The sequence below is a fragment of the Streptomyces sp. WMMB303 genome (assembly GCF_029351045.1).
Taxonomy (GTDB): Bacteria; Actinomycetota; Actinomycetes; order Streptomycetales; family Streptomycetaceae; genus Streptomyces.
Genome location: NZ_JARKIN010000001.1, coordinates 6,453,063 through 6,467,471 on the forward strand (window position 1 = coordinate 6,453,063; position 14,409 = coordinate 6,467,471).

The window sequence follows — 14,409 nt, forward strand, 5'->3', positions numbered from 1 at the left end:
CGCGTTCAGGCCCGTTCGACGTTGCGCTCGTACACCAGCCGGAGGCCGATCAGCGTCAGCCAGGGCTCGTGCTCGTCGATCACCGTCGACTCGCCCAGCACCATCGGGGCGAGCCCACCGGTCGCGATGACGGTGACGTCCTGCGGATCGTCCGCCAGCTCCGCCGCCATCCGGTTGACGACCCCGTCCACCTGGCCCGCGAACCCGTACACGATGCCCGCCTGCATCGCCTCGACGGTGTTCTTGCCGATCACGCTGCGCGGCCGCGCGATCTCGATCTTGCGCAGCTGCGCACCCCGCATGCCCAGCGCGTCCACCGAGATCTCGATACCCGGTGCGATGACGCCGCCGACGTACTCGCCACGCGCCGAGACCGCGTCGAACGTGGTGGCCGTGCCGAAGTCGACCACCACGCACGGGCCGCCGTACAGCTCGACCGCCCCCAGCGCGTTGATGATCCGGTCGGCCCCGACCTCCTTCGGGTTGTCCATCAGGATCGGCACACCGGTCCTGACGCCGGGCTCCACCAGCACTGCCGGGATGTCCCCGTAGTAGCGGCGGGTGACCTCGCGCAGTTCGTGCAGCACGGAGGGGACGGTCGAGCAGATGGCGATGCCCTCGATGTTGTCGCCCAGCTCCTCGCCGAGCAGCGGGTGCATCCCCATCAGCCCGTTCAGCAGCACGGCCAGCTCGTCCGCCGTCCGGCGCGCCTCCGTCGAGATCCGCCAGTGCTCGACGATCTCCTCGCCGTCGAACAGGCCCAGCACGGTGTGGGTGTTGCCCACGTCGATGGTGAGCAGCATCAGCGCTGTTCCTCCCGCAGGTCCAGGCCGATGTCGAGGACCGGCGCCGAGTGGGTGAGCGCCCCCACCGCGAGGTAGTCGACACCGGTGGCCGCGTACTCGGCGGCGTTGGCGAGGGTCAGCCGCCCGGAGGACTCCAGCCGGGCCCGGCCCGCCACCAGGGTGACCGCCTCGGCGGTCGTCCCCGGGGTGAAGTTGTCCAGCAGCAGCAGATCGGCCCCCTGGTCGAGCACCGGCGGGATCTGGTCGAGGCTGTCGACCTCCACCTCGATGGGAATGTCCGGGAACTCCGCGCGCACCCGCGCGAACGCCTCGGCCACCCCGCCCGCGGCGATCACATGGTTGTCCTTGATCAGCGCCGCGTCGGACAGGGACATCCGATGGTTGACACCGCCGCCGCAGCGCACCGCGAACTTCTCCAGGGCACGCAGCCCCGGCGTGGTCTTGCGGGTGTCGCGAACCCGCGCCCCGGTGCCCTCCAGCGCGTCCGCCCAGGCGCGGGTCGCGGTCGCGATCCCGGAGAGCCGGCACAGCAGGTTGAGGGCGCTGCGCTCGGCGGTGAGCAGGTCACGGGTGCGGGTGCGGACCGTCAGCAGCCGCTGCCCGGCCACCACCCGGTCCCCGTCCAGCGCGTGCCGCTCCACCTCGAACTCGTCGGTGCACACCACCGAGAGGACCGCCTCGGCGACCCGGAGCCCGGCGACGGTGCCCGCCTCCCGGGCCGTGAAGTCGCCCGTGGCGACGGCCTCCTCCGGGATGGTGGCGACGCTGGTGACGTCCACACCGCGGTCGAGGTCCTCCTCGACCGCCAGGTGGGCGATGTCCTCGACCTGAACGGGATCCAGGCCGGAGTCGCTCAGCAGCTGCGCCAGATCGGGGTCCAGGCCGCACTCCAGCGGGTCGAGCCCGTCCGGTTCCGGCTCGGCCGAGCAGCCGCAGCCGTCGCCGCAGCCACCGCCCTCGGACGGCGCCGAGGGGCCCCGGCCGATCTGCAGGAGGGGGAGGTCGTCGGTCACTGTTGCTCCTTGGGCAGGGCGACAACCGGCGGGAAGGCGGTCGTCCGGGTGGTACGGAGAGTGAAGCGGGCGTCGGGCTGTGCCGCGCCTTCGGGGCCGGTGCCGAGGCTCACGACGATGTGGCGGGACCACTCCTCGTCGTCGCGGTCCGGGAAGTCCTCCCGCCAGTGGCAGCCTCGGGTCTCCTCGCGGCGGAGGGCCGCTGCCACCAGGACCTGTGCGACCAGGTGGAGGTTGGTCGTCTCCCAGGTGTCGACGCCCGGCTCGGGAGGCTTCCCGGCTGCCGTGCCGGGGAGGGCCCTCAGGCGGTCGGCGGCCGCGGAGAGGGTGCGGGCGCTGCGCAGCACTCCGGCACCCGCCGTCATGATCTGCTGGATGCTGGTGCGGGCGGTGGCCGGAAGGAGGGTGGCCCCTGCCCCGCCGCTGATGCCCGCGGGCCCACCGCCGTGGCCCGCCGTTCCACCGCTGTCGGACGGCGGTGCCGGGAGCGCCCGCCCGGAGCCGGCCGCCGACCCCAGGACCGACTCGGCGATCCGCTCCGCGAAGACCAGACCCTCCAGCAGACTGTTGGAACCCAGCCGGTTGGCTCCGTGGACGCCGGTGCAGGCGGCCTCGCCGCAGGCGTAGAGGCCGGGGACCGTGGTGCGGCCGGTCAGATCGGTGCGGATGCCGCCGCTGGCGAAGTGGGCGGCCGGGGCGACCGGGACGAGCTGCGTCACCGGGTCGATGCCGTGGGCGCGGCAGGCGGCCAGGATGGTGGGGAAGCGGGTCTCCCACATGGCGGCGCCGAAGTGCCGGCCGTCCAGATACATGTGATCGGTGCCCTGCTGCGCGGCGTGCCGCGTGATGCCCTTGGCGACGATGTCGCGCGGCGCCAGCTCGGCGAGAGGGTGGGCGCCCTGCATGAAGCGGACCCCGTCGGCGTCCACCAGATGGGCTCCCTCGCCGCGCACGGCCTCGGAGATGAGCGGCTGCTGCCCCTCGGCGTCCGGACCGAGGTAGAGCACCGTCGGGTGGAACTGGACGAACTCCAGGTCGGAGACCTCGGCGCCGGCGCGCAGTGCGAGGGCGACGCCGTCGCCGGTGGAGACGGCGGGGTTGGTCGTCGCGGCGAAGACCTGACCCATGCCGCCGGTGGCCAGTACGACTGCGGGGGCGCGGACGGCGCCGACGCCGTCGTGCTGCCCCTCGCCCATCACGTGCAGGGTGACGCCCGCAGTGTGACCGTCGGCGTCTTTGAGCAGGTCGAGGACGAGGGCGTTCTCGACGGTGCGGATGCCCTGTTCGCGTACGGCCTCGACCAGCGCGCGGGAGATCTCGGCCCCGGTCGCGTCGCCGCCCGCATGCGCGATGCGGTTGCGGTGGTGGCCGCCCTCGCGGGTCAACGCGATCTCACCGGTGTCGGCGGAGCGGTCGAAATCGGCGCCCGCCGCGATGAGCCGCCGTACGGCCGCGGGACCCTCGGTGACCAGGGTGCGCACCGCATGCTCGTCGCACAGTCCGGCACCCGCCTCCAGGGTGTCGTCCAGGTGCTGCTCCGGGCTGTCGCCCTCGCCCAGCGCGGCGGCGACGCCGCCCTGGGCCCAGCGGGTCGATCCGGCGTTCAGCCGGGCCTTGGTGACGATGACGGTACGGCCGCCGCCTGCCGCGCAGCGCAGCGCGGCCGTCAGCCCGGCGACCCCGGAGCCGACGACGACCACATCGGCGTCGAGGGTCCAGCCCGGGGCGGGCGCGGGCAGCGCGGTGCCGGCTATGCCGGGTCCGACGGCTTCGGGGGGCCGGCTGTGGGCGGTCATCGGGCTTCTCCGAGGTTCGAGTGGCCGAAGTGCAGGGGGACGTTGTCGATCAGCCGGGTGGTGCCCACGTGGGCGGCGACGGCGAGCACGGCGTCGCCCTGCCGTGCCTCGTCGGTGACGTCGGCGAACCCCTCGGGGTCGACCAGCGCGACGTAGTCCACGTCCAGGCCCTGCCCGGCGGCCGGCTCCAGCACCTGCTGTGCGGCGCGCAGGGCTGCCGCCGGGCCCTGCGGCGCGGCCTGCTCACCGGCGCGCAGGGCGCGGGAGAGGGCCAGGCCGCCGACGCGCTGCGCGTCGTTCAGGAAGCGGTTGCGGCTGGAGAGGGCGAGACCGTCGTGCTCGCGGACGGTGGGGACCGCGACGATCTCCACCGGGAAGTTGAGGTCCCGCACCATCCGGCGGACGAGGGCGAGCTGCTGCGCGTCCTTCTGCCCGAAGAACGCCACATCGGGTGCCGTCAGGTGGAGCAGCTTGGCGACGACGGTGAGCATCCCGTCGAAGTGCCCGGGCCGGAAAGCGCCCTCCAGCACCTCGCCCATCGGCCCCGCGGAGATCCGCACCTGCGGCTCGCCGCCCGGGTAGACCTCGGCCGAGGACGGCGCGAAGACCACGTCCGCGCCCTCCTTCCCGGCGACCTGCAGGTCCGCGTCGAGGGTGCGCGGGTAGCGGTCCAGGTCCTCGCCCGCGCCGAACTGCAGCGGGTTGACGAAGACCGTCACCACGACCTGGCCCTGCGGACCCACCCGGTCCCGGGCCGCGCGCACCAGCGCGGCGTGGCCCTCGTGCAGCGCGCCCATGGTCATGACGACGGCCCGGTCGCCCACGCGCGCCAGGGCGCGCAGTTCGGCAGCCGTACCGACGACTCGCGGCGTCATGCGCCCGCCTCCCCGTCCCGGCCCTCTCCCGGGTCGTCGTCCCGGCCGTCGTCCGGGGGGTCGCCGCCGGGTGCGCCCGCCGCCGCCAGCACGCCCAGCAGCGCCTCGGCGGGCTCGGGCCGCAGCAGGCCGTGCGCCAGGGCCCGGTCGGCGGTCGCGCGGGCCATCGCCAGATATCCGGCCACCGTCTCCGGAGCGCTGCGCCGCAGCTCCTCGACGTGCGCCGCGACGGTGCCCGCGTCCCCACGGGCCACCGGGCCGGTCAGCGCGGCGTCACCGGAGCGCAGCGCGTTGTCCAGGGCGGCCCCCAGCAGCGGGCCCAGCATCCTGTCGGGAGCCTGCACCCCGGTGGCCCGCAGCAGGTCCATCGACTGGTTGACCAGCGTGACCAGATGGTTGGCGCCGATGGCGAGGGCCGCGTGGTACAGCGGACGGGCTTCTTCGGCGACCCACTCCGGCTCGCCGCCCATCTCGATGACGAGGGCCTCGGCCGCCAGCCGCAGCTCCTGCGGCGCGGTCACCCCGAACGCGCACCCGGCCAGCCGCTGCACGTCGACGGCCGTACCGGTGAACGTCATCACCGGGTGCAGCGCGAGCGGCAGCGCCCCGGCCCGCAGCGCGGGCTCCAGCACCGAGACGCCGAACCGGCCGGAGGTGTGCGCCACCAGTTGGCCGGGGCGCACGGCACCGGTCCGCGCCAGACCGGACACCAGGTCCGGCAGCGCGTCGTCGGGCACGGTCAGCAGGACCAGCTCGGAGCGGGCCAGCACCTCGGCCGGGTCCACCAGCGGCACGCCGGGCAGCAGCTCGGCCGCCCGGCCGCGGGACGCGTCCGAGACCCCGGAGGCCGCGACCGGGCGGTGCCCGGCCAGCCGGAGCGCCGCGGCCAGCGCCGGGCCGACCCGTCCGGCGCCGACGACGCCCACGGACAGCCGCGCCGGGCGGTCCTCGGCGCGGGCCGGGGCCGCGGGCTCGGGCCTGCTCCCGGCGCCGGGCCGGGAGGCGTCCCCGGTGCCGTCCGGGGGAGGGGAGTGGTGTGCGTTCACGAAAGCGGCCTTCCGTATGCGTTCCGGTCCGCTCAGTGGCCGGTACCGGACGAGACCACGCCATGCTAAGCCCTCCGCGCCCGGCGCCGGAGGGGCCGGGGTGCCGTCCGGGAGGCCCGCTGCCGTGCCCCGTCCCGGTCCGCGCGCGGGCCGGCGGAGGGCGCCGCGGCCCGGTCCGCGGCGGCGCCCCCGGACCCGAGCTCCTGCCTGGCCTCCCGGCGGGCCACCCACCAGGCCCGCAGGAGCTTCGCCTCGTGGCTGCCGGGTGCCGGGGGCGGTGCCTGACCGTGGGAGCCGAGCCGCCAGCTGTCCAACGCGTACTGATCCATGAGTGCCATGCGCACCACGGTGCGGCGCCGCCGCAGCCGGAGCACGCGGGTTGACCGGGGCCGTCAATCGACCCGGCGTGGATTGACGGCCCCGGTCAATCGGGGAAGAAGCCGCAGCGGAAAGGGGGGTTCCGGCAGGGGCGGCGTCCAGCCGGGGAGGCACCATGGGGGCATGAGCGTCACCATCGACATCGCCGGGCTGCCGCTGGAGCGCCTCGTCTTCGCCCCCTCCCCGCTGGCGGAGCTGGGCGCCGCGCTGCACACCCTCTCCGAGCCCGGGCACCATCCCCGGGCGCACAACTGGGCGACCGCCGTGAACGCCTCCCTGGCGCCGGAGCTCGCCGACCGGCTGTGCGAGGCGGACTTCCTGTGGCGTACGACGTTCTCCGACCTGCTGATGGGCTTCGCCGGGCTGGGTGACGCCGCCGTCCAGCCCGGGGCGACGCTCGCCGAGGACCTGGACGTGGTCGACAAGCTGAACGACGAGCAGTTCGTCACCACCGCGCTGGAGTTCACCTGCGGCGCCGACTACGCGGCCGCTGCCGGGCTCTCGCCGCTGACGGACGCGGCGCTGCGCACCCGGGCGGTCGAACTGGCCGCCGCACGGGGTCCGCAGCAGCGCCGGTTCACCGAGCGGCTGCTGGAGGACCCGCCCGCCGTACGGGCCTGGGTGCGGCGCCTGTTCGAGGACTGCGAGCAGGCGTTCTTCGCCGACACCTGGAACCGGGTGCGCGGCCAGCTCGCGGCGGACGCGCGGCAGAAGACAGAACTGCTGCGCCGCCGCGGGCTGGCGGCGACCCTGGAGGCCGTCTCCGCATCGCTGTCGACCGACGAGCGGGGTTCGGTCATCGCCGTGGACAAGCTCGTCAGCGGGCGCACCACGGCCGTCGACCCGGCGGTGGGCCCCGGGGTGACCTTCGTCCCGTCCGTCCACCAGTGGCCGCATCTGATGGTGCTGTACCGGCACGGCTGGCGGCCCGTCGTGCACTATCCGCTGGCGTCGCGGGAGCTGTCGGTTCCGCTGTCGGTCGAGCGGTTCAAGCTGCGGATGGAGGCGCTGGCGCACCCCATGCGGATGCAGCTGTGCCGGAGCCTGGCCCGCGGCCCGTACACCACCGGCGAACTGGCCGACCACCACTCGGTCAGCTCCCCGGAGATCTCCCGGCACCTGACCGTGCTGAAGAAGGCCGGTCTGATCACCGCGCAGCGGCGGGGCCGGTACGTCCAGTACCAGCTGGACCTGAAAGTGGTGGGCCGGCTGGGCAGCGACTTCCTGGAGACGGTGCTGCGCTGACCGCGCCCGGCCGCGCCCCCTCCCGACGGTGACGGTGCACCGCCGGGCCGTCCGCGGCCGCCGGGCTCCTCACTGGCTCCCGGCGCGCACCAGACCCGTCTCGTATGCCAGCACCACGGCCTGCACCCGGTCCCGCAGCTCCAGCTTGGCCAGGATGCGGCCCACGTGGGTCTTGACCGTGGCCTCGGACAGCACCAGCCGGGCGGCGATCTCGCTGTTGGACAGGCCCTGCGCGATCAGGGTGAGGACCTCGCGCTCGCGGTCGGTGATACGGCGCAGCTCCTTGGCGACCGGCTCCGAGGACGAGGCGGGCAGCACGGAGGAGAAACGGTCGATCAGTCGCCGGGTGGTGCTGGGGGCGACGACCGCGTCCCCGCTGCGCACGGCCCGGATCGCGGCCAGCAGGTCGCCGGGCGGGACGTCCTTGAGCATGAAACCGCTGGCCCCGGCCTTGAGCGCGGAGAAGGCGTACTCGTCCAGGTCGAAGGTGGTCAGTATCAGCACCTTGGGGTCGCCCGGCCCGCCCTCGCCGCCCTCGCAGATCCGGCGGGTGGCCTCCACGCCGTCGACGCCGGGCATCCGCACGTCCATCAGCACCACGTCCACCGGCTGCTCCCGCAGCACGGCCAGCGCCTCCGCGCCGTCGCTCGCCTCCGCCACGACCTCCATGTCCTGCTGTGCGGTCAGCACCATGCGGAATCCGGTGCGCAGCAGCGCCTGGTCGTCGACGAGCATCACACGGATGGTCATGGCAGGTCCTCGGGTTCTTCTCGGCTCGGGCAGCAGGTCGGTGGACGGTGGGGGCGGACCCGGGGCGCGGGCCGGGCGGTACCCGCCGGGGGCGGCGTCAGTCCGCGCCCTTGAGGGGGAGGGCGGCACGGATGCGGAACCCGCCGCCGGAGCGGGGCCCGGCCTCCAGCGCGCCCCCCACCATGCCGACGCGTTCGCGCATCCCGATCAGCCCGTGTCCGAGGCCGTCGGCGCCGCCGTCCCGGTACAGCTCGCGCTGGGCGCCGCGGCCGTCGTCCTCGGCGAGCACCGACAGCTCGTCGTCCCGGTAGCAGAGCTGCACCGTAGCGCCCACGTGCGGACCGCCGTGCTTGCGGGTGTTGGTCAGCGCTTCCTGCACGATGCGGTACGCGGTCAGCTCGACGCTGCTGGGCAGCGGGTGCGGGTCGCCCTCCACCCTGAAGTCGACCGTCAGACCGGCGCCGCGCACCTGCTCGACGAGGTCGGCGATCTGCTCGACACCGGGCTGCGGCACATAGGCGTCCCCGTCCCGCTTCGCGGTGTCGCCGCTGCGCAGCACGCCCAGCAGCCGGCGCATCTCGGCGAGGGCCTGGCGGCCGGTCCCGGAGATGGTCTCCAGCGCCATCCGGGTCTGGTCGGGCGAGGCGTCCAGCACGTAGGAGGCACCGTCGGCCTGGACGACCATCACCGAGACGTTGTGCGCCACCACGTCGTGCAGTTCGCGGGCTATCCGGGCGCGCTCCGCCGCCACCGCCACCTTGGCCTGGGCCTCGCGCTCCTTCTCCAGCCGCCTGGCGCGCTGCTCCAGCTCCAGGTAGTAGGCACGGCGGGTGCGCAGCGAGTCGCCGAGCACCCAGGCCAGCACGAACGCCAGGGTCATGAAGAGGGTGCCGAAGATGTCGGCGGTCGGATTGTGCGGCGAGCTGGGCCAGCGCAGCGTGCTGATGGTGGGGGCCAGCAGCGCCCCGGCCAGCGCCCAGCGGGAGGCCCAGCGGGTGTGCCGGGAGGCGACGGTGAACAGGATGACGAGGAAGGCGAAGTTGCCGGGGAACGGGCCCACGTCGGCGACGACCTGCGCGACGCCGGCACCGGTGGCCAGCAGCAGCATCTTCTCCGGCGCCCGCCGCCGCAGCGCCACCACCAGGCTCAGCGCGAGCGAGATCGGGACGATGGCGATCTGCTGGCCGATACCCCGCGGCAGCGGGTCGGCGGCGTCCGGGCCCGGGGGTGTCGACACGCTCGCGACGATCCACAGCGACGACAGCATCAGCAGGAACACAGCCCAGAGGCTGTCCACCCACGTGGGGTGCCTGCGGATGAAGTCGTAGAGCCGATTCACGTAACTAAGCGTATGCAGGGCAGGCACGTGCGGAGGTCAACCGGACGGCCGATCCCGGGCCGCCCGCCTACTCCGCAAGGTGGAGGACAGGGGTCCGCACCAGCGGTGAGACCGGCCCGGGTCCGTCGTCCGGGCCGGCCCGTCACCGGCCGGGAGCGGGGCCTGACGCCTGCCGGTGCCCGGAGGCGCGCGCCCGGCACGGGCTCCGCGGCGGCCTAGAGTGAGGCCGTGCACAACGAGCCGCCCGGGTGGCGCACAGCCACCGAACACGCGCTCTACGGGCCGGACGGCTTCTACGCCCACCAGGTCCCGGCAGCGCACTTCCGCACCTCGGTGCACGCCTCGCCGCTGTTCGCCGACGCCGTGGCGCGCCTCCTGCTGCGGGTGGACGAGGCGCTGGGGCACCCCGAGCCGCTGGACCTGGTGGATGTCGGAGCGGGCGAGGGCGAACTGCTGACCGGGGTGCTGGCGGCGCTGCGGACCCGGGAGGCGGCCGGCGCCGACGTGGCGGCCCGGCTGCGCCCCCTCGCCGTGGAACGGCGGGCCCGGCCCGCGCGGCTGGAGCCGGCGATCGGCTGGCAGCAGAAGCTGCCGGAGCCCGGGACGTGCACGGGGCTGCTGTTCGCCAACGAGTGGCTGGACAACGTCCCCGTGGACGTCGCCGAGTACGACGCGGCGGGCACCGCGCGGTTGGTGCTGGTGGAGCCGGACGGCACCGAGCGGCCCGGCCCCCCGGTGTCCGGCACCGACGCGGACTGGCTGGCCCGCTGGTGGCCGCCCGCGGGGGACGGCGCGCGGGCCGAGATCGGGCACCCGCGGGACACCGCGTGGGCCGGCGCCGTGAGCGCGCTGCGCCGGGGCGCCGCCGTCGCCGTCGACTACGCGCACCGGCGCTCCGACCGGCCGCCCTTCGGCACGCTGACCGGCTTCCGCGCGGGGCACGGCTGCCGGCCGGTGCCGGACGGCTCCTGCGATCTGACCTCCCATGTCGCCCTGGACGCGGTGGCCGCCGCGGCGCCGGGCCGCAGCACGCTGCTGACCCAGCGGGCGGCGCTGCGGGCGCTGGGAGTGACCGGGCGGCGCCCGGCGCTGTCCCTGGCCTCCGGCGACCCCGCTGCCTACGTGCGGGAGCTCGGTGCGGCCGGTGCGGCCGCGGAGCTGCTGGACCCCGGCGGGCTGGGCGGATTCGGCTGGCTGGTGTGCGAAGTGGAGTGCGCTGCCGGTCCCTGGGAGTGACCCGGCCGTTCGGCGGGTGACCCGCTCGAGAGCGACCGCGCCCGGAATGCCCGTCGGCGCAGGGGCTCTTATGCTCGCCGGAGGCCCGGCACCGCCCGGGCGGCGGGCAGCGGCGCCCGGCCGGGCCGACGAGCGGAGGAGTCCGGGGTATGGCGCGGGAATGCGATGTCGTCGTGCTGGGGATGGGGCCGGGCGGCGAGGAGGTCGCGGGCCGGCTGGCCGAGGCGGGCCTCGACGTGGTGGGCGTCGAGGCGGAGCTGCTGGGCGGCGAGTGCCCGTACTGGGCGTGTGTGCCCAGCAAGATGATGGTGCGGGCCGGTGATCTGCTCGCCGAGGCGCGGCGGGTGCCCGGGATGGCGGGCACCACGCGGGTGGAGCCGGACTTCGCTCCCGTCCATGCCCGGATCCGGGACGAGGCGACGGCCGACTGGGACGACGCGGCGGCCGTGGAGCGGTTCACCGCCAAGGGCGGCCGCTTCGTACGCGGCCGCGGCAGGTACACCGGGCAGGGCCGGGTCGAGGTCGATGCCGCTGCCGGAGCGGAGACGTTCGCCGCGCGCGTCGGCGTCGTCCTGGCGACCGGCAGCGCCCCGGCGGCGCCGCCGGTGCCCGGCCTCGACCAGGTGCCGTACTGGACGAACCGGGAGGCGGTCTCCGCGGCGGAGGCCCCGGAGTCGCTGCTGGTGCTCGGCGGCGGCGCGGTGGGGGTGGAACTGGCCCAGTCCTACGCCCGCTTCGGCACCCGGGTGACCCTGGTCGAGGCGTCCGAGCGGGTGGTCTCGGCCGAGGAACCGGAAGCCGGTGACCTGCTGCTGGAGGTCCTGCGGCGGGAGGGGCTGACGGTGCTGACCGGGACGCGCGCCCGTGCGGCACGGTACGCGGACGGTGCTTTCGTCCTCACGTTGGACGGCGGCGAGGAGGTGTCAGCGGAGAGGCTGCTGGTGGCGACGGGACGGCGGCCGCGGCTGGACGCGCTGGACCACGCGGCGCTGGGGCTGGGCGCGGAGGCCCGCCGGGTGGAGGTGGACGCGCACATGCGGGCGGCCCCCGGCGTGTGGGCCCTGGGAGACCTGGTCGGCCGGGGCGCCTTCACCCACGTGGCCATGTACCAGGCGGACGTGGCGGTACGCGCCGTGCTGGCCGCGGCGGGCCGCGGCGAAGCGGGCCCCGGCGCCGACTACCGCGCGCTGCCCCATGTGACGTTCACGGACCCGGAGATCGGTTCCGTGGGGCTGACCGAGGCCGCGGCGCGCGAGCGGGGGCTGACGGTCCGCACCGGGACGGCCCGGGTGCCGGACGGGATCCGCGGCTGGATCCACAAGGCGGGCAACGACGGCCTGATCAAGCTGGTGGAGGACGCCGAGCGGGGCATCCTGGTGGGCGCGACGGCCGCCGGACCGATGGGCGGGGAAGTGCTCTACGGTCTCGCCGTGGCCATCCGCGCGGCCGTGCCCACGGCGACGCTGCGCGACATGATGTTCGCCTTCCCCACCTTCCACCGCAGCGTCCTGGAAGCGCTCGGCGACCTCGCCGCGGACTGACGGCCGCCACGGGTCGCAGCGCGCCGGGGGCGCGCCCGGGCCGCCCGGCCGCCGTCGGCCGCCTGCCGTGCGCGGACGTACGCGCCACGGCCGCCCGGCGGCTGTCCGCCGGGCCGGGAGCTCCCGGCCCGGCTCAGGAGCTCTCGATCGTCTCCAGTTCGACCTCCTGGCGGGCCACGGCGCGGGCGTCGGCGTCGACCGAGCGGCGCAGCGCCTCGTGCAGCTTGGCCGGGGTGAGCACACCGACGAACCGGTCCGCGGTGTCCAGCACGGCGATCCATCCGGCATCGTGCTGGAGCATCGTGCTGAACGCCTGCTTGAGGGTGGAGCCCAGCGGCAGCCACGCCTCCATCCGCTGCGCGTGGTCACCGACCGTCCCCGAGCCGCCCCCGCCCCGCACCGACGCCTCGACCAGGGCGGCGGCCGAGACCCAGCCGTGCAGCTCCTCCGCGCCGTCCAGGACCACGGCCCAGCGTGCGCCGTCGGTCGCCATCCGCGCGGCCGCCTCGGCGAGCCCGTCGCTCAGATGGAGGGTCGGCGGCTGCTCCAGGTCGCCGGGCTCTATCGGGGTGACCGACAGCCGCTTGAGGCCGCGGTCGGCGCCGACGAAGTCGGCCACGTATCCGGACGCGGGGGCGCCCAGCACGGTGGCGGGGGTGTCGAACTGCTCGATCCGGCCCTCCCCGTAGACGGCGATCCGGTCGCCGAGGCGGACGGCCTCCTCGATGTCGTGCGTGACGAACAGCACCGTCTTGTGCAGCCGGGACTGGAGCCGCAGGAACTCGTTCTGCAGGTGCTCGCGCACCACCGGGTCCACGGCGCCGAAGGGTTCGTCCATCAGCAGCACCGGCGGATCCGCGGCCAGCGCCCTGGCGACCCCGACCCGCTGCCGCTGGCCCCCGCTGAGCTGCTCGGGGTAGCGGTCGCCGAACACGTGCGGGTCCAGACCCACCAGGTCCAGCAGTTCACGGGCGCGTTCCCGCCTGCGCGCCTTGGACCAGCCCAGCAGGTGCGGAACGGTGGCGGTGTTGTCCAGCACCGTGCGGTGCGGGAAGAGCCCGGTCTGCTGGATGACGTAGCCCATCCGGCGGCGCAGCTCGACCGGTTCGACGCCGGCGATGTCGGCGCCGTCGACCAGGATGCGCCCCTCGGTCGGCTCGATCAGCCGGTTGACCATCTTCATGGTGGTGGTCTTGCCGCAGCCCGAGGGCCCGACGAGGGTGACCAGTTCCCCGTCGGCCACCTCGAAGGAGAGCCCCTCGACCGCGACAGTCCCGTCGGGGTAGCGCTTGGCCACGTTCTCGAAGCGAATCATCTGCCCATCCTCGTCTCCGGCCCGTTCCCGGCTGTTGCCCCGGCCGCTCCGGTCGTATGCGGAAAGCGAAACACAGCCCGCCGACAATCCTCCCGGCAGCCGTGCTGATCCCGCGGACAGCGGATGAACCGAACGGTTCCGGGGTACGGCACTCCGGACTGATTGTCAGTCCGCCGGGATAGGGTCGGCCGTCATCGTGGCATGACACTTCACAACATCGTCCGAACAGCATCAACAGCACGTCGTCCGGACACCGTCGTCCGAAGAACGTCGTCCGAGCACCGCACAGCGCGGGGAGGTGACAGATGAGCAGCACGGCAGCAGGCGGCCCGCAGGGCTGCCTCGCGCAGAACGACTGGCTGTGCTGGACGTATGTACGCACCCGGCAGAGCGAACTGCTCGACGCGACGGTGGAGCACGTCTGGATCACCGCGCTCTCCATCGCGATCGCCCTGACCATCGCCCTGCCGCTGGCGGTGGCGGCCCGGCGCTGGCGCGCGGCCCGCGCCCCGGCCCTGGGCGTGACGACGATCCTCTACACGATCCCGTCGCTGGCGATGTTCGCGCTGCTGCTGCCCGTCTTCGGGCTGTCGGCCGCCGTGGTGGTGACGGGCCTGGTGCTGTACTCCCTCACGGTTTTGGTGCGCAACATCCTGGCGGGGCTGGACGCGGTGCCGGGCGAGGCCCGGCAGGCCGCCGAGGGGATGGGGTACGGGCCCGGCAGGCTGCTGCTGGAGGTGGAGCTGCCGCTGGCGCTGCCCGCACTGCTGGCGGGGGTGCGCATCGCCACCGTCACGGCGGTCTCGCTCACCACGGTCGGTGCCATCGTCGGCTACGGCGGGCTGGGCAACCTCATCTACGACGGCATGGAGAGCTACTTCAAGGCGCAGGTGCTGACCGCCTCGGCCATCTGCGTCGTCCTGGCGGTCGTCGCGGACCTGCTGCTGCTGTGGCTCCAGCGGATGCTGACCCCGTGGACCCGAGCGGGCGCCCGCAAGCGGGCCGTGCGCGCCCCGTCCGCGCTTCCCGCGGCCGCGGCACCGGAACCCGTGGGGAAGGCGGACTGAGC

13 protein-coding genes are annotated in these 14,409 nt (G+C 74.7%); 4 read left to right on the plus strand and 9 right to left on the minus strand.

From position 1 onward, the window contains the following. Positions 1-5: 5 nt before the first annotated feature. From P2424_RS28095 to P2424_RS28120, 6 genes are all read right to left on the minus strand, one after another. On the minus strand, positions 6-803 hold the full coding sequence (locus tag P2424_RS28095) for a type III pantothenate kinase (RefSeq protein WP_276478466.1): 798 nt from the start codon (positions 801-803) through the stop codon (positions 6-8). Beyond that, positions 803-1,819 carry a carboxylating nicotinate-nucleotide diphosphorylase gene (nadC, locus tag P2424_RS28100; protein ID WP_276478467.1) on the minus strand — a complete coding sequence of 339 codons (1,017 nt, stop codon included), beginning with the start codon at positions 1,817-1,819 and terminating at the stop codon, positions 803-805. The genes P2424_RS28095 and nadC overlap by 1 nt, the downstream gene beginning before the upstream one ends. After that, positions 1,816-3,615 carry an L-aspartate oxidase gene (locus tag P2424_RS28105; RefSeq protein ID WP_276478468.1) on the minus strand — a complete coding sequence of 600 codons (1,800 nt, stop codon included), beginning with the start codon at positions 3,613-3,615 and terminating at the stop codon, positions 1,816-1,818. Before P2424_RS28105 ends, nadC begins: the two co-directional genes overlap by 4 nt. After that, positions 3,612-4,490, minus strand: coding sequence for a pantoate--beta-alanine ligase (gene panC, locus P2424_RS28110; RefSeq protein WP_276478469.1), 879 nt, complete (start codon positions 4,488-4,490; stop codon positions 3,612-3,614). The genes P2424_RS28105 and panC overlap by 4 nt, the downstream gene beginning before the upstream one ends. Then, positions 4,487-5,536: a DUF2520 domain-containing protein gene (locus P2424_RS28115; RefSeq protein WP_276478470.1), complete on the minus strand. Its 1,050-nt coding sequence runs from the start codon at positions 5,534-5,536 to the stop codon at positions 4,487-4,489. Before P2424_RS28115 ends, panC begins: the two co-directional genes overlap by 4 nt. 65 nt (positions 5,537-5,601) lie before the next feature. After that, entirely contained in the window at positions 5,602-5,874 is a 273-nt protein-coding gene (locus P2424_RS28120) for a hypothetical protein (protein WP_276478471.1), read from the minus strand. Between the two features lie 163 nt (positions 5,875-6,037). Between P2424_RS28120 and P2424_RS28125 the strand changes: the two genes are divergently transcribed. Beyond that, positions 6,038-7,159: a DUF5937 family protein gene (locus tag P2424_RS28125; protein ID WP_276478472.1), complete on the plus strand. Its 1,122-nt coding sequence runs from the start codon at positions 6,038-6,040 to the stop codon at positions 7,157-7,159. 69 nt (positions 7,160-7,228) lie between these two features. Here the strand turns inward: P2424_RS28125 and P2424_RS28130 are convergent, their stop codons facing one another. Together P2424_RS28130 and P2424_RS28135 are read right to left on the minus strand one after the other, a co-directional pair. Then, the gene (locus P2424_RS28130) at positions 7,229-7,909 is read right to left on the minus strand and encodes a response regulator transcription factor (protein WP_276478473.1); all 681 of its coding nucleotides are present in this window, start codon (positions 7,907-7,909) and stop codon (positions 7,229-7,231) included. A 97-nt stretch (positions 7,910-8,006) separates the two neighbouring features. After that, on the minus strand, positions 8,007-9,248 hold the full coding sequence (locus tag P2424_RS28135) for a sensor histidine kinase (RefSeq protein ID WP_276478474.1): 1,242 nt from the start codon (positions 9,246-9,248) through the stop codon (positions 8,007-8,009). Positions 9,249-9,476: 228 nt separating this feature from the next. Here P2424_RS28135 and P2424_RS28140 point away from each other — a divergent pair, with 228 nt between their 5' ends. Both P2424_RS28140 and P2424_RS28145 read left to right on the plus strand, forming a co-directional pair. Beyond that, positions 9,477-10,484 (plus strand): SAM-dependent methyltransferase, encoded by a 1,008-nt coding sequence (locus P2424_RS28140; protein ID WP_276478475.1) that lies wholly within the window; start codon positions 9,477-9,479, stop codon positions 10,482-10,484. Positions 10,485-10,633: 149 nt separating this feature from the next. Continuing rightward, entirely contained in the window at positions 10,634-12,025 is a 1,392-nt protein-coding gene (locus tag P2424_RS28145) for an NAD(P)/FAD-dependent oxidoreductase (protein ID WP_276478476.1), read from the plus strand. Between the two features lie 133 nt (positions 12,026-12,158). On the opposite strand, the gene P2424_RS28150 is transcribed toward P2424_RS28145, so the two are convergent. Beyond that, a complete protein-coding gene (locus P2424_RS28150) occupies positions 12,159-13,340 on the minus strand; it encodes a betaine/proline/choline family ABC transporter ATP-binding protein (protein WP_276478477.1) in 1,182 nt (393 codons plus the stop codon). A gap of 305 nt (positions 13,341-13,645) precedes the next feature. Between P2424_RS28150 and P2424_RS28155 the strand changes: the two genes are divergently transcribed. Continuing rightward, positions 13,646-14,407 (plus strand): ABC transporter permease, encoded by a 762-nt coding sequence (locus tag P2424_RS28155; RefSeq protein WP_276478478.1) that lies wholly within the window; start codon positions 13,646-13,648, stop codon positions 14,405-14,407. Positions 14,408-14,409: the final 2 nt, after the last annotated feature.